This window comes from Embleya sp. NPDC020630, from assembly GCF_044334985.1.
In the GTDB taxonomy this organism is placed as follows: Bacteria; Actinomycetota; Actinomycetes; order Streptomycetales; family Streptomycetaceae; genus Embleya.
This window is the reverse complement of sequence record NZ_JBIRUB010000010.1, coordinates 194,175-210,045: the sequence shown is the minus strand read 5'-3', so window position 1 is coordinate 210,045 and position 15,871 is coordinate 194,175. Positions and strand designations below refer to the sequence as shown.

At 73.3% G+C, this 15,871-nt stretch carries 5 protein-coding genes; 3 read left to right on the top strand and 2 right to left on the bottom strand.

Translation table 11 applies throughout. The features are described from left to right. Positions 1–83: 83 nt before the first annotated feature. On the top strand, positions 84–932 hold the full coding sequence (locus tag ACH4XV_RS30580; RefSeq protein ID WP_395795406.1) for an MBL fold metallo-hydrolase: 849 nt from the start codon (positions 84–86) through the stop codon (positions 930–932). An 18-nt stretch (positions 933–950) separates the two neighbouring features. On the opposite strand, the gene ACH4XV_RS30575 is transcribed toward ACH4XV_RS30580, so the two are convergent. Together ACH4XV_RS30575 and ACH4XV_RS30570 are read right to left on the bottom strand one after the other, a co-directional pair. After that, complete coding sequence (locus tag ACH4XV_RS30575; RefSeq protein ID WP_395795404.1) at positions 951–2,003, bottom strand: AraC family transcriptional regulator ligand-binding domain-containing protein; 1,053 nt, start codon at positions 2,001–2,003, stop codon at positions 951–953. A gap of 308 nt (positions 2,004–2,311) precedes the next feature. Next, entirely contained in the window at positions 2,312–4,612 is a 2,301-nt protein-coding gene (locus ACH4XV_RS30570; RefSeq protein WP_395795402.1) for a LuxR C-terminal-related transcriptional regulator, read from the bottom strand. Between the two features lie 560 nt (positions 4,613–5,172). Here ACH4XV_RS30570 and ACH4XV_RS30565 point away from each other — a divergent pair. After that, complete coding sequence (locus ACH4XV_RS30565; protein ID WP_395795400.1) at positions 5,173–15,600, top strand: amino acid adenylation domain-containing protein; 10,428 nt, start codon at positions 5,173–5,175, stop codon at positions 15,598–15,600. Next, a complete protein-coding gene (locus ACH4XV_RS30560) occupies positions 15,597–15,824 on the top strand; it encodes an MbtH family protein (RefSeq protein ID WP_395795398.1) in 228 nt (75 codons plus the stop codon). The genes ACH4XV_RS30565 and ACH4XV_RS30560 overlap by 4 nt, the downstream gene beginning before the upstream one ends. Positions 15,825–15,871: the final 47 nt, after the last annotated feature.

Genomic DNA, 15,871 nt, shown 5'->3' with positions numbered 1-15,871 from the left:
CACCGGCACACCCGGAGGGCTCGCGCAACGGCCGCGCTGCGGAACACCCTTCGTCCCGACGCGTCGTCCCCTGGAGATCCACCATGTCCCGCGACACCCACGGCCTGACCATCCACACGCATACGGCCTCGGAAGCCGGCCTGCTCGTCAACTCCTACCTGGTGGAGACCGGCGAAGGCGTTGTGGTCGTCGACACCAACCTCCTCAACTCCGAGATCGCCGCACTCGTCGCCAAGGTCGACGCCCTCGGCAAGCCGCTCCTGGGCGTCTTCGTCACCCACGCACACCCCGACCACTTCAACGGCGTCCACGCCCTCATCGACGGCCGCGACGTCCCCGTCTACGCCACCGAAGCCGTCGACCGCGTCATCCGCGACATCTCCGACGCCAAACGTGCCCAATGGGGACCCGTCTACGGTGACGAATGGCCCGCCGTCACCGCCTTCCCCACCGTGCAGTTGAAGGACGGCGACCCCGTCACCCTCGACGGTGTCCGCTACACCGCCCGCGACCTCGGCCCCGCCGAAAGCCACGCGGACAGCGTCTTCCTCGCCCGGGCCGCCAACGCCGAGCAGGACGTGGCGTTCATCGGCGACCTGGCCTTCCACGGCACCCACCCCTACACCGCCGACGGCCACGGCGCCCAGTGGCTGGGGGTCCTGGACACCCTCGCCACCGAACTCGCCGACGCCGCCGTACTCCTGCCCGGCCACGGCGCACCGACCGGCGTCGAGGTCCTCGCCGCACAGCGCGACTACCTGCTGTGCTACCGCGCCGAGGTGGCCCGCCTGGCCGACGGGCAGGCGTCCCTCACCGACGAGGCCAAGGAGGAACTCGACCGCGTCATGCGGGAATACGCGCCGGATGCCCCGCTGTCGTGGATGATCGCCCTCGGCGCCGACGCCGTCGCGGCCGAACTCGCCGCGTCCTGACGGCGGGTTCGGGACGTTTCAGCCCAACAGGGGCTGTGCGATGTCCGGCCCGGTTGTGTCGGGCCGGGCCGCCCGCAGCGCCTCCGGGGTCTCGCCCCGCCATCGGCGCATCGCCCTGCGGAGGGTACGCGCGTCCGTGTAGCCCACGCGGGCGGCGATGGCCTGCTGCGGCAGATCGGTCTCGCGCAGCAGCCTCAGTGCGCGTTCCTCGCGGGCGGCCGCGACCTCGCCGCGCCAGGTCGTACCGTGCGCGGACAATCTGCGCTGGAGGCTGCGGCCGCTGAGGTGCAGGCGGGCGGCGACCTGGTCGAGGGCGACCGTGTCGCCCCGGAACGCGGAGTCCAGGGCCGCGCGGAAGCGTTCCTGCCAGGTCGGCGTGGCGCGGGACGTCTCCATGATCCGGTCCGCGCAACCGCGCAGGAACTGGTCGAGGCCGGGTTGGAAGCCGGGCAGCGGACGCCGGACGTCGTCGAGCCGGAACGTCACGGAGTTGGCCGCCGCCTCGAACTCGATGTTTCGCGTACCGAAATGCTCGGCGTGCCGGCGAAACCCGGCCGGGGCACGATGCGCGAGGGTCACCTTCAGCGGGACGAGCGGCGTCTTGGTGGCCTCGCTCGCCCGGCGCAGAAACACCGCCAGCGCCATCAGGTCGAACGCCTCCGCCACATCGGGGACATCAACCCCGACGGACTGCCGCAGTGTGTAGAGCGAACCGTCCTCGATGCCCTCGATCCGCGTGTCCGCGTCGCCGACCACCCTCAGGTACTCCGCCGCGGTGGCGAACGCCGTACGCAGATCGGGGCCGCAGGTGCTCAGGTAGTCCCATATACCGAACGTCCCGATGTCGGCCGCGTCGGTCAGGCGCAGCGCGACGAAGGGACCGGATCCGGCCACCACCAACTGCTCCCACAACGCGACCGCCGACGCGGTCGGAACGCGTATCAGATCATCGCCGAGGTCCTCCGACGAAAGCCCCGGAAGTTCGTCGAACCGGGCGGAATCCCCACCTGAATCGCGCACGAGCGCGCGGAAGAACCGCGCGCAGTGCGCCGAAACCGTCCATTCGTGCACGATCGGCAATCCTAGATGCGCTTTCCGCCCCCCGCTGCGAAACCATGACCGAATTTGTGCGCAACCGCCACCGGCCTCGGCAGCGGCTCGGCGATCAATCGTCCTCGACGTGCAGGAGCAGCGCGAAGTCGGGGTTCATGATGGTCTTCGGGGACCACGCGAGGCTCAAGAGGCGGCCTGCGATGTCGGACACGGCACCAGTGTGCCTCGCACCGCAGGCGATAGCCCCTGCTCCGCGCGAATCGACCCGGCCGGCGCGCGGCGGCGCGGAGGCGACCCGGTCGGACACCGCCGCGCCGGCGCGCGGGTCAGTTCTCGGCGCGTGCGGTCAGGGCGGCCCGACCCGTGACGCCCAGCTTGCGATAGACGTGGCGAGCGTGCGTCTTGACGGTGTTCACCGAGATGTACAGATCGGCGGCGATCTCCCGGAGCGTCAACTCGCTGCGCAGGTAGCGCAGGACGAGCGTCTCGCGCTCGCTGAGGCGTTCGACCGGATGCCCGGTGGCCGCGGTCGCCGCCTCGCTCCCGTCCGCCGCGTACGCCAGCGCGCCGGCGACCCGCTCGCGCAGGTCGGTGAGCCCCAGCGGATTCGGGCAGCGCGCGAGCCGGGCGTCCGCGTACGCCAGCCGCGCCACCGCCGCCTGGACCTCGCCGTGTTCCACGTGGGCATCCGCGAGCGTCAGCGCGGCGAACGCCGCCATGGAATGGTCGTTGCCGACACCGGGCGAGTCGTCCAGGAACGCCGTCAAACGCGCGAACGCCGGTCCGCCGGGCGGGTATTCGAGCAGCGCCGCGAGAATGACGTACTCGGGACGGCTGCGCGCCACCGGCTGCGAGGCGCACTCCAGGAGCAGGCGCTCCGCGTCCTGGACGTGCCGCTCGGCGGCCTTGCGATCCCCCTGCGACAGCGCGGCCATACCGGCGAGTCCGTGCGCGACGCAGCGAAGATGAGCGGGCAGCGCGGGCCGCGCCGACCCGGCCGCGGTCAGGACGTCGGTGATCTCGGCGCGACATGAGGCCAGTTCGCCCGCGAGCAGCAGGGAGCGGGACAGGCTGATGCGGGCCATCGCACCGATCGTGGTCATCTGCTCGGTGCCGCGGCCGACGAACGCGCGGGCCTCGCGTACCGACGCCACCAGGTCACCACGCTCGCGCGGCAGGCACAGTCGCCACGCTTCGTCCATCCCGCGGATTCGCCCGCCCGGCGCCCGCCCCTGCACGCGCGCCCATCGATCACGTTCGTCGAACCGGCCGAGCGTGCACCACAGATGCATCGCGCGATCGCCCAGCCGCAGGGCACCGCGCACCACGTCGTCGGGCAGCGCGGAGAGCCACCGTTCGAGGGTGAACAGGCGGTCGGCGGCCATGAGCTCGTCGTAGACCTCGGTGACCAGGTCGAGGACGAGCGGCCAGTCCGCGGCGCCGAGCGCGTGCTCGATCGCGGTCTCCGGCGCGCCGTGCGCGGCGTACCAGCGCGCGGCGGCGGTGTGCAGACCGCGGGCCCGGGCGCCGCCCAGGGCGGCGAGCCGGCCGAGGAGCGCCTGCCGGAACAGGCGCTGGTAGCGGAAGCCGCCGGCCGGGTCGGGCGACGCGGGCGTGACGAACAGGCCGTCGCGGCGCAGCCGGTCCAGGTGGTCGGCGGCGTCGGTGCCGGGCGGGGGGTCCGCGGTCGGGCTCGTCCGGCCGGCCCCCCGACGGCGTATCGCGTCCGCCACCGCCGGGACCACCGGATCGAGGATTGCCGTGTCGAGGAGGAAATCACGCAGCTCGACGTCGAGTCCGCGCCACATGTGGTCCAGCAGATAGTCGGACACGGTACGGTCGCCGCACGTCAACTCGGCGGCGAGCAGGGCCGGATCCGCACCGCCGGCGAGACGCAGCCCGGCGAGGGCGAGCGCCCCGGCCCAGCCGTCGGTGGCCTCGGCCAGCGCGCTCGCCTCGGCCGCGCGCGGCGTCGTACCGGAGAAGGCGCCGAGGAGGTCGCGCGCCTCGTCCGGGGTGAACCGCAGTTCGTGCCAGGTCACCTCGTCCAGCCGCCCGGACAACCGGTAGCGCTCCAGGACGGCCGGCGGCCGAGCACGGGTGATCGGTATCACCGTCACCGCGCCGGCGGCGGTGCGGAGCAACAGATCCAGCTGCTCGGCCAGTTGCGGATTGACGATGTGCTCGAACTCGTCGAGGACCAGGGCGACGCGGCGCCCGGCGTCGGCGATGCGGTCGGCGAGCTCGGCCGTCCATCCGTCGCTGCCGAGCGGGAACACGCCGTGACCCGGGTCGACGCATCCGGCCGCGCGGGTCAGCGCCGCTTGGGCATGCGCCCAAAAACGGGCCGGGTCGTTGTCGCGCCCGTCGAGCGAGTACCAGGCCACCGCCGCGCCGCCGGGCCGGGCCTCGCGTTGTTCGGCCCACTCCGCCAACGCCGAGGTCTTGCCGGTCCCGCCGGGGCCCAACACCACGACGACCAGCGACCGGGCGACCGCCGCCTCCACCAACGCCCGTACCCGCGGCCTCGGCACCTGGACCCCGAGCGGGCGCGGAACCCGGAGCTTCGCCGCGATCGGCGGCAGGCCGACGCCCGACCCGGCACGCGCGGCGGCAACATGATCCATGGCCCCACGCTAGCGGTACGGATGACGTCCGCTCGTTTGCGTGGTCCGGATCACGCCGGCCCGGTAGGCGGGAAGACCGGGGGCGGCCGGCACGAGGAAGCCGCGGCCCCCGCTGTCCAGGACCGTGCTGCCAGCCTCGTCCGTCGCGATCCGGTCGATCTCCACCGCGATGGTGCAGTCGCGGGCGGTGTTGTTCGCGACGACCGTGCGAACCTCCGTCCCGCCGGGGTCTGCCGGGACGTTTTCGCGGCCCGCCGAGCGGTCCAGTAGCGTTCACTCTTTCGTGTTGTGTGGTGTTTTGTCCTTGCCCATTCGACTAACCGAATGGTTGATTTTTCGTATGTTCGGAGAACTGCCGCGTCGAGTCGGCGATCGACGCGCAGGCATGCTGGGCGGCCCCGGGCCGGGCCCCGCCACGCGAACGACGAACCCGGCGACCGCTGTTCCGGTGCCTCCCCCTGTCCCTTCGGAAGTGATCGCCCGGGCGGTGCCGTACCGACCGACCCGGTATCCGTGGTTCCTCATCCGCTGCCCGAACCATCCCCTTCCGGAGGTTTCCGTTGTCCAGTCCCGGCGCCACGACCGCCTCCAGTCCCGACCCGGGGGCCGGTTCGAGCCCCGACGAGCGCCGCGCGGAGGTCGCCTCGCGCACGCTGCCGCTGACCTCCGCGCAACGGGAGTTCTGGCTCGCGGAGCAGCGTCGCCCGGGTATCGGTGCGGCATACCGCGTCGCGGAGTGCGTGGAGATCCACGGCCCGGTGGACGCCGCGCTGTTCGAGGCCGCGCTGCGACAGGCCGTGTCGGAGGCCGAGGCCGTGGGCCTGCGCGTCGTCGAGGGCGGCGACGGCCCGACGCAGATCGTGGACGCGGACCGGCAGTGGTCGCTTCCGCACGTGGACGTCGGCGGTGAAGCCTGCCCCGAGGCGGCGGCACGAGCGTGGGTGGCGGCGGACATGGACACCCCCGTGGACGTCTCCCGCGGCCCGCTGTTCCGGTTCGCGTTGTTCCGGCTGGGAACGGACCGCTGGTGGTGGTACGGCAGCAGTCACCACCTGGCGATGGACGGCTTCGGCTTCGCCCTCGTCGCGCGCCGGGTCGCGCGCGTGTACACCGCCCTGGTCGCCGGAAAGGCCCCCGGGGCCTCCCCGTTCGGATCGCCGGAGCATCTGGTGCGAGCCGACTTGGACTACCGGACCTCCGAGCAGTTCGACGCCGACCGCGCGTACTGGACGAACGCGCTCGCCGACCTGCCCGACCCGGCCCCGCTGCCCGCCCGACCGGACCTCGCGCACGGCGACGACGGCGCGGAGGACGGCGTGTGGTTTCCCGGTACCGGACGCCGAACCCGGGCGCGCCCGATGGCATCCCCGGAAGCGTTGCGCGCGGCGAGCGAGCGGAGCGGGACACAGCGGTCGCGCTACGCCATCGCCGCGGCGGCGGCCTACGCGCACCGGCTGACCGGCGCGCGGGACGTGCTCCTCGGCCTCGTCGTCTCCGGGCGCATGCGGCGCGACCTGCTCAACATCCCGGGCGTACTGGCCAACATCGTGCCGCTGCGCCTGCGGATGCATCCGGCCATGCCATTGGCGGAGTTGCTCGCGAGCGTCGACGCCGCGGTGGAGCAGGCGGTGGCGCACGAGCGCTACCGAGGCGAGGACATCACCCGCGACCTCGGCCTGCCCGACCCGGTCGGCTCCCGGTTCACCATGACCGTCAACGTCATGACGTTCGGCGCCCCCCTCACGTTCGCCGGACACCGCTCCACGACGCACAACCTCTCCCGGGGAGGCGTCGCCGGCCCGACACTGGTGGTCCTGGAACAACGCGACGGCGCCGGCCTGCGATTGGAACTGCACGCCCCGGCGGAGCGGTACACCGACGCGGACCTGATGGACCACCAGACCCGGCTGCTGCGCCTGCTCGACGCCATGGCCACGGCCGACCCCGAACGGCGAGTCGGCGATCTCGAACTGCTGTCCGACGACGAGCGCCGCGAGTCGATGGGCCCCCGCGAACCCGCGCCGACCGCTGTCGTGCGGACCGTCGTGCCCGAGCTGTTCGAAGTACACGCCCGCACCGCCCCGCAGGCCGTCGCCGTGGTGTGCGGAGCGGACTCCCTGACCTACGGGCAGCTGAACGCCGGGGCGAACCGCCTCGCGCACGCCCTGATCGCCCGCGGCGTCGGCCCCGAGGACATCGTCGCCCTCCTACTGCCGCGCGGCGTCGAGATGGTGACCACGATCCTCGCGGTCCTCAAGGCCGGCGCCGCGTATCTGCCCATCGAACCCGACTGCCCCGCCACCCGACTGGGGGACACGCTCGCCGACACCGGCGCGACCCTGCTGCTCACCCACTGCGCGATCCACGCCGCGATCGACCCCGCCCCCGAAACGAATTCGCTGCTCCTGGACGCCCCCTCGACCGTCGCGCTCCTGCGCGATCTCCCCGATTCCGACCCGCTCGTCACCATCGACCCCCGGCATCCGGCCTACCTCATCCACACATCGGGTTCGACCGGCCGGCCCAAGGGCGTGATGGTCTCCCACCGCAACATGGTGCGGCTGTTCGCGATGACCCGGGGCCACTTCGCGTGCGGCGCGGACGACGTGTGGACGATGTTCCACTCCTACACCTTCGACGTCTCGGTGTGGGAGATCTTCGGCGCGCTGCTGCACGGCGGGCGCCTGGTCGTCGTCCCCCACGACACCACCCGCTCCCCGGAGAAGTTCCTGCGCCTGCTGGTCGACGAGCGCGTGACGGTGCTCTGCCAGACCCCGTCCGCGTTCCATCCCCTCATGCACGCCGATCGCGAAGCGCCGCAGCTCGGGCAGGCGCTCTCGCTGCGCACCGTGACCCTCGTCGGCGAGGCGCTGGACCCCGCGCGCCTGGAGGACTGGTACAGCCGCCACGGCGACCGCGGGGCCGCGGTGCTCAACCTGTACGGCCCCACCGAGACCACGATGTACGTCACCCAAGCCGCGTTCGACCGGGCGACCGCCGCCGCGGCGGGGGCCAGCGTGATCGGCACCGTGCTGCCCGACATGCGCGCCTTCGTCCTCGACGCCGCCCTGCGACCGGTACCCCCTGGTGTGCCCGGCGAGTTGTACCTCGCCGGCGAGGGACTGGCCCGCGGCTACCGCAACCGGCCCAGCCTCACCGCCGAACGTTTCGTCGCCTGCCCGTACGCGACACCGGGCGAGCGGATGTACCGCACCGGGGACCTGGTGCGCCGGCGTGCCGACGGCGCCCTGGTCTACCTCGGCCGCGCCGACCGGCAGATCAAGATCCGCGGCTTCCGGATCGAACCCGGCGAAGTGGAAACCGTCCTGGCGGGCCATCCATCCGTGGCCCGGGTCGCGGTCGCCGCGCGGGGGGACCGGCCCGGCGACCGGCGCCTGGTCGCCTACATCGTTCCCGGTCCCGGCGGCGCGACGGCCGCGGAACTGCGCGGGCACGCGCGGCGGCACCTGCCCGACCACATGGTCCCTTCGGTATTCATGACGCTGGACGCGCTTCCCCTGACGGTGAACGGCAAGCTCGACACGGCCGCGCTCCCGGCTCCCGAGCAGCACCTCGGCGAGGCGGGCCGGGCCGGGCGTACCCCACACGAACAGGTGCTGGGGGAGTTGTTCGCCGAAATCCTCGACCTGCCCCGGGTCGGCGCCGACGACTCCTTCTTCGACCTCGGCGGACACTCCCTCCTCGCCACCCGCCTCATCTCCCGCCTGCGCGCGGTCCTTGGCATCGAGGTGGGCATCCGCACCCTGTTCGAGGCACCCACCCCCGCCGGTCTGGCCGCCCGGCTCGACCCCGCGGGGCGCACCCGGCCCGTGCTGCGCCCACGGCGCCGCCCGACGCCGCTGCCGCTGTCCCACGCCCAGCGCCGCCTGTGGTTCCTCCACCGCATGCACGGCCCCACGGCCACCTACAACATCGCCCTCACCCTGCGCCTGAACGGGGAACTCGACGCGGCGGCACTGGAACAGGCGCTGGTGGACGTGGCCCTGCGGCAGGAGAGCCTGCGCACCGTCTTCCCCGTGTCCGAGGACGGCCTGCCCGGTCAGCGGGTTCTGGACGAGACACAAATCCGTCGGCACCTGGCCCTGCCGGTGACGTTCGTCGACGAGCGGGAACTCGCCGACCGGGCGGCGTCGGCGGCGCGTCGCGGCATCGACCCGACGATCGAACCCCCGGTGCGCGCCGAACTGTTCGCCCTGGCCCCCGACGAGCACGTGCTGTCGCTGGTGGTGCACCACATCGCCGGCGACGGCTGGTCGATCGGTCCGCTGGCACGGGACCTGTCCACGGCATACCGCGCGCGGTGCGGCGGCGAGGCGCCCGTCTGGACGCCGCTGCCGGTGCAGTACGCCGACTACACCCTGTGGCAGCGGGACCTCCTGGGGGATCCGGCGGATCCCGAAAGCCTGGCCGCGCGCCAACTCGCCTACTGGAAGCAGGCGTTGGCCGGCCTGCCCGAGCAACTCGCGCTGCCCACCGACCGACCCCGGCCCGCGGTGGCCACCCACCGCGGCGCCACCGTCGATCTCACACTGGGCGCCGACCTCCACGCCACCCTGCTCGATCTCGCCCGTGCCCGAGGGGCCAGCCTGCACATGGTCCTCCAGGCGGGTCTCGCCGCCCTGTTCACCCGCCTCGGCGCCGGACACGACATCCCCATCGGCACCCCGATCGCCGGCCGCACCGACGAGGCCCTCGACGACCTCGTCGGATTCTTCGTCAACACGCTGGTCCTGCGCACCGACACCGGCGGCGACCCCTCCTTCGCCGAACTCCTCACCCGTGTCCGCGACACCAACCTGGCCGCCTACGCACACCAGGACCTGCCCTTCGAACGCCTGGTGGAAGAGCTGAGCCCGACCCGCTCCCTCGCGCACCACCCCCTGTTCCAGGTGATGCTCGCCCTGCAGAACACCCCCGACGCGAGCATCGAGTTGCCCGGCCTGCGGGTGAGCGGGCGAGCGACACCCACCGGCACGGCGCGCGTGGACCTGACCCTGGACCTCACCGAACGGCACACCCCCGACGGCGCCCCGGACGGGATCGTGGGCACCGCCGAATACGCCACCGACGTCTTCGACGGCGCCGGCATCGAGACGCTGACGAACCGGTGGACCCGCCTGTTGGCCTCGGTGGCCGCCCACCCGGACCGGCCGATCGGCCGGGCGGAGATCATGTCCGCGCACGAACGCCGCCGAGTGCTCCCGGAGTTCGACCGGGCCGCCCCCGCGACGCCGTGGCGGTCGATGCCGGAGCTGTTCGCGGCACGGGTGGCGCGGACACCGGACGCGGTCGCGCTGATCGCCGGCGAGAGCCGGCCGAGTCATCGGGAGCTGAACGCCCGGGCGAACCGGCTCGCACACGCCCTGATCGCCCGCGGCATCGGCCCCGAGGACGTCGTCGCCCTCGTGCTGCCCCGCTCGATCGACCTCGTGGTCGCGATCCTGGGCACGCTCAAGGCGGGCGCGGCCTTCCTGCCCGTCGATCCCGACAGCCCGACCGCTCGCGTCCGGACGATCCTCGACGGCGCCCGCCCCGCACTCGTCCTCGACCACCCGGACCAGGTCCCCGCCCCGGGGGAGGAACGCCCGGACACCGACCCGGGCATCGCCGTCGACCCCAGGCACGGCGCCTGCGTCCTGCACGCCTTCGGCGACCCCGGCCGCCCCGGGGGAGTGACCGTCACGCACGCCGGCGTCGCCCACATGGCCGCCGTCCAAGCCGAAACGCTCGGGCTCGGCGCGGGCAGCCGCGTGTTGCTCTCCCGCGCCTTCGACGTGCTGGTCCGGGACGTGTGCGCGGCCCTGTTGTCCGGCGCCGCGCTGGTGATCGACCCGGAGGCCGACGCGCCGTCGGCGCTCGCCGAAGCGTCATGCGCCGTCGCCGACCCGCCGAACACGCTCGCCGAACCGTTGTCGCGCCCGACGCACACCACCGTGCCGCCGTCCGCGATCGACGGCCCCGTGGCCCGGCTGGTCGTCGCCGGCGACGCGCACCCGGGGGACCGGTGGGCGCCCGGACGACGCGTGATCCACGCCTACGGTCCACCCGAGACCACCGCGTGGGCGCTGATGGGCGCCCCGCTCGCCCCCGCCGGGCCCGTGGCGCCGATCGGCCTCGGCCGGCCCGTGGCGGGCATGCGCGCCTACGTGCTGGACGCCGCCCTGCGGCCGGTGCCGCCGGGCGTGACGGGGGAGTTGTACCTCACCGGAGCCGGACTGGCTCGCGGCTACCGGGGCCTGCCCGGCGCCACCGCCGAACGGTTCGTCGCCTGCCCGTGGGGCCGGCCGGGCGAACGCATGTACCGCACCGGCGACCTCGCGACATGGCGCTCGGACGAGAACGGGCTGGACTTTCGCGGTCGCGCCGACGACCGGGTCGAGTTCCGCGGTGTCCCCATCGACCCGGGCAGGATCGAAACCGTCCTGGCGGCCCACCCGGACGTGGACCGAGCCGCCGTCGTCGTCCGGGGCGATCGGCACGGCGGCGCGCACCTGGTCGCCTACCTGATCCCCGCCACCGGCCGCACCCCCTCCGCCACCGAGGTGACGGCGTACGCGCGACAACATCTGGCCGAAGGCGTGATCCCCTCGACGTTCACGACCGTGGACGCCCTGCCCCTCACCACACACGGCACACTCGACCGCCGTGCGCTCCCCGCCCCCGAACACCGCCCCGCCGACGAACACCCGCGAGCCCCCCGCACCCCGCGGGAACGTCTGCTGTGCGAACTGTTCGCCGAAACCCTCGACCTCGCGCACGTGTCCCCCGACGACAACTTCTTCGACCTCGGCGGCCACTCCCTCCTGGCGACCCGACTCACCTCCCGCATCCGCGCCGCCCTCGACACCGACGTGGAACTGCGCACACTCTTCGAGGCCCCCACCCCGGCCGACCTGGCGGGGCGACTGCACGGCGCAAGCCCCGTCCGGCGACCCGCCCTGGGCCGCCGGCAACGCCCCCGGAACCTGCCACTGTCCAGCGCCCAGCGCCGGTTGTGGTTCCTGTACCGCCTCGAAGGCCCCAGCCCCACCTACAACATCCCCTTCGCGGTGCGCCTGACCGGCCGCCTGGACCGACCGGCCCTGCACGCCGCCCTCGCCGACGTCGCGGTCCGACACGAGAGCCTGCGCACGATCTTTCCCGCGTCGGGAGACGGACCGCCCCACCAGCAGGTGCTGGACCCGGCGTACACCCGCCGATCCCTGCGCCTGCCCGTCACCCGACTCGACGAGAGCGAACTTCGCGACCGGCTCGTCACCGCCGCCCGACACTCCTTCGACCTCGCCGTCGAACCGCCGCTGCGCGCGGAACTGTTCATCGTCGGACCGGACGAGCACGTGCTGTTGCTGCTCGTACACCACATCGCGGGCGACGGCTGGTCGACGGGCCCGCTCGCGCGCGATCTCACCCTCGCCTACACCGCGCGGGCCCGCGACGAGGAACCCGCATGGGACCCGCTGCCGGTCCAATACGCCGACTACACCCTGTGGCAGCACGACCTGCTCGGCGACCCGGCCCGTCCCGACAGTCTCGCCGCCCGCCAACTCGCCCACTGGAAACACGCCCTGCACGGCCTGCCCGATCAGCTGCCACTGCCTTTCGACCGCCCCCGCCCCGCGACCGCCACCCATCGCGGCGAGCACCTGGCCGTCGCACTCGACGCCGACCTGCACGCGGCCCTGACCGAGCTGGGCAGACGCCACGGCGCGAGCCTGTTCATGGTCCTGCACGCCGGGCTCGCCGCCCTGCTCACCCGCCTGGGCGCGGGCACCGACATCCCGATCGGCAGTCCCATCGCCGGCCGCACCGACCAGGCCCTCGACGACCTCGTCGGATTCTTCGTCAACACCCTCGTCCTGCGCGCCGACACCTCCGGCGATCCCACCTTCGCCGAACTCCTCGCCCGCATCCGCGACAACGCCCTGGCCGCCTACGCCCACCAGGACCTGCCGTTCGAACAACTGGTGGAAGAACTCAACCCCGCCCGGTCGCTGTCCCGGCACCCGCTGTTCCAGGTGATGCTCGGCCTCCACCCCGCGCCGACGCAGGACCTCGCGCTCCCGGGACTGCGCACCACCGCCGTGCCCCTCGACCCCGAAACCGCCCGGGTCGACCTCGCGTTCGTACTGGAGGAGCGGTACAGCCCCCATGCCGGCCCCGCCGGCGTGAGCGGCCTGATCGAGTACGCCACCGACCTCTTCGACCGGTCCACGATCGAGACACTGACCACACGATGGATCCGCCTGCTGCGGGCCGCCGCCACCCACCCCGACACACCCATCGGCCGCATCGACCTGCTCTCCCCGAACGAACGGCGCACGCTGCGCTCCGGCACCGACCGGCCCGAGACGCACGACGACGCCGTGCCGTGGGCCGCGCTGCCCGACCTGTTCGCCGAGCGGGTGCGGACCGCCCCGGACGCGCCGGCCGTGATCGCCGGCGCCACGACCGTGACCTACCGCGAACTGGACGAGCGCGCGAACCGGCTCGCACACGCCCTCGTCGACCGGGGCGTACGACCCGAGAACACGGTGGCGGTCCTGCTGGAACGCTCCCTCGACCTGGTCGCGGCCCTGCTGGCGATCGTCAAGGCCGGGGCCGGATACGTGCCGCTGGACCCGCGGTTCCCGTCCTCCCGCATCGACCTGATCATGCGCCACACCGACGCGGCGCTGCTGCTGACCCCCGAAACGCTGACCGCGCTCGACCGACACCACCACGGCGCCGCCGCCCCGGACATCGCCTGCCACCCCCGCCAACTCGCCTACGTGATGTTCACCTCCGGCTCGACCGGCGAACCCAAGGGCATCGCCGTGACCCACCACGACGTGGCCGCGCTGGCACTGGCCCCCACATGGCGCGGCGGCGCCCACGAGCGCGTCCTGACCCACTCGCCCACGGCGTTCGACGCCTCCACCTACGAACTGTGGACACCCCTGCTCAACGGCGGCACCGTCGTCCTGGCCCCACCCGACCCCCTGGACCCCGACACCCTCCACCGCGTCCTCGACCGCCACGCGGTCACCGCCGTGTTCCTCACCTGCGGACTCTTCCACCTGATCGCGGAGCAGCAGCCGCAGTGCCTGGCGGGTGTGCGCGAGGTGTGGACCGGAGGCGACGTGGTCTCCCCGTCCGCCGTCGCCCGGGTGCGGCAGGCATGTCCCGGCACGGAGGTGGTGCACGTCTACGGCCCCACCGAGACGACGACGTTCGCCACCCACCACCGGGTCGGCCCCGTGGTCGCCGCCGACCGTCCGCTGCCGCTGGGCCGGCCCATGCCGGGGATGCGGGCATGGGTCCTGGGCCCGGCGCTCGATCCGTTGCCGCCCGGCGCGACGGGCGAGTTGTACCTCGCCGGCCCGGGCGTCGCCCGCGGCTACCTCAACCGGCCGGGCACGACCGCCGAGCGGTTCGTGGCGTGCCCCTTCGGCCCACCCGGGGAACGGATGTACCGCACCGGCGACCTCGCCCGCCTGCGCGCCGACGGCACGGGCCTGGAGTTCGCCGGTCGCGTCGACCAGCAGGTCAAGATCCGCGGTTTCCGCATCGAGCCCGGCGAGATCGAAGCCGTTCTGACCGCGCACCCGGCGGTTGCCCAGGCCGCGGTCGTCGTCCGCGAGAGGCGCCGCGGCGACAAACACCTCACCGCCCACCTCGTCCCCGCCCCAGGCGAGCCCGCCGCGACTCCCGCGCAACTGCGCGCGTACAGCCGACAACACCTGCCCGACTACATGGTCCCCTCGGCGTTCGTCCTCCTCGAAGCCATGCCGCTGACCCCCAACGGCAAGCCCGACCGCGCCGCGCTACCCGACCCCGAACACCGACCGAACACCGGGGACGAGACCCACACGACCCCACGAACCCCCCACGAACGGGTCCTCACCGAACTGTTCGCCGAGGTGTTGGACCTGCCCGCCGTCGGGGCCGACGACTCCTTCTTCGACCTAGGCGGCCACTCCCTCCTCGCCACCCGCCTCATCTCCCGGATCCGCGCCGTCCTCGGCGTCGACATCGCACTCGGCGCCCTCTTCGAGACACCCACCCCGGCCGGCCTGGCCGCGCGATCGGGGACGGATCGACCCGGCGGCGCCCTGGAGGTGGTACTGCCGCTGCGCCCGCACGGAACCCGGCCCCCGCTGTGGTGCGTGCATCCCGCGGGCGGTGTCGGCTGGTCCTACGGCGGGCTGTTGCGCCACCTGCCCCCGCACCAACCCGTGTACGCGCTCCAGGCCCGCGCCCTGAGCCGGTCCGCGCCGGCGCCGGCTTCGGTCGAGGAGATGGCCGCCGACTATCTGGAGGAGATCCGCAAGATCCAGCCGCGGGGCCCCTACCGGCTGCTCGGCTGGTCCGCGGGCGGACTGATCGCGCACGCCATGGCCACCGAACTGGCCGCGCGCGGCGAACACACGGCGCTGCTGGCCGTGCTCGACGCCTATCCCCTGTACACGATCGCCCCCCACGCGTCGACCCTGCGCGGGGGAGCGGAGCACCTGGCCCTCGTCCTCGACTGCGATCCGAACGCCTTCGCCCCACACCGGATCACCTACGACGGGCTCGCCCGGGTGCTGCGCGAACGAGAACACATCCTGGCCGCCCTGCAACCGCACCAACTCGCGACCGTCGCGGCCGTACTGGACCACAACGCGGCGGCGGCGCACGCGTTCACCCCCGGCGTCCTCGACGGCGACATGCTGCTGTTCAAGGCCGGCGCCGACCGCGACCCCCACACCCCCGAGCCCGCGTCCTGGCACCGACACGTCACCGGCCGCATCGAGGTTCACGAGATCCCGGCGCGACACAACGCCCTGACGCACCCGGACGCTCTCGCCCGGATCGGCCCCATCCTCGCGTCCCACCTCGACCGGATCAGCGCGTGCGACTCGACGGACGGGCCCGGCACGCCTCACCCGACGTCCCCCACACCCGGTCCGCCCGGACCGCCGACCCTCCTCAGGGAGCCGACATGAGCCACCCGACCAACCCCTTCGAGGACAACGACGCCACCTACCTGGTCCTGGTCAACGACGAGGACCAGCACTCGCTGTGGCCGGCGACCCTGGACGTCCCCGCCGGCTGGCGGGTGACCCACCCCGAGGCCGACCGGCAAACCTGCCTCGACCATGTCGAACACACCTGGACCGACATGCGCCCCCGGACCCTGATCGAGGCCATGAACGCCCGGGAGCGATAACCGGCGGCACACGACGGCGGCTCCCGGCTTCGCGTCGCACCCGGACG

Excerpts from the sequence above, each read along its gene's own strand:
- ACH4XV_RS30560 (WP_395795398.1), top strand. The coding sequence starts at position 15,597 with ATGAGCCACCCGACCAACCCCTTCGAGGACAACGACGCCACCTACCTG.
- ACH4XV_RS30570 (WP_395795402.1), bottom strand. The coding sequence starts at position 4,612 with ATGGATCATGTTGCCGCCGCGCGTGCCGGGTCGGGCGTCGGCCTGCCG.
- ACH4XV_RS30580 (WP_395795406.1), top strand. The coding sequence starts at position 84 with ATGTCCCGCGACACCCACGGCCTGACCATCCACACGCATACGGCCTCG.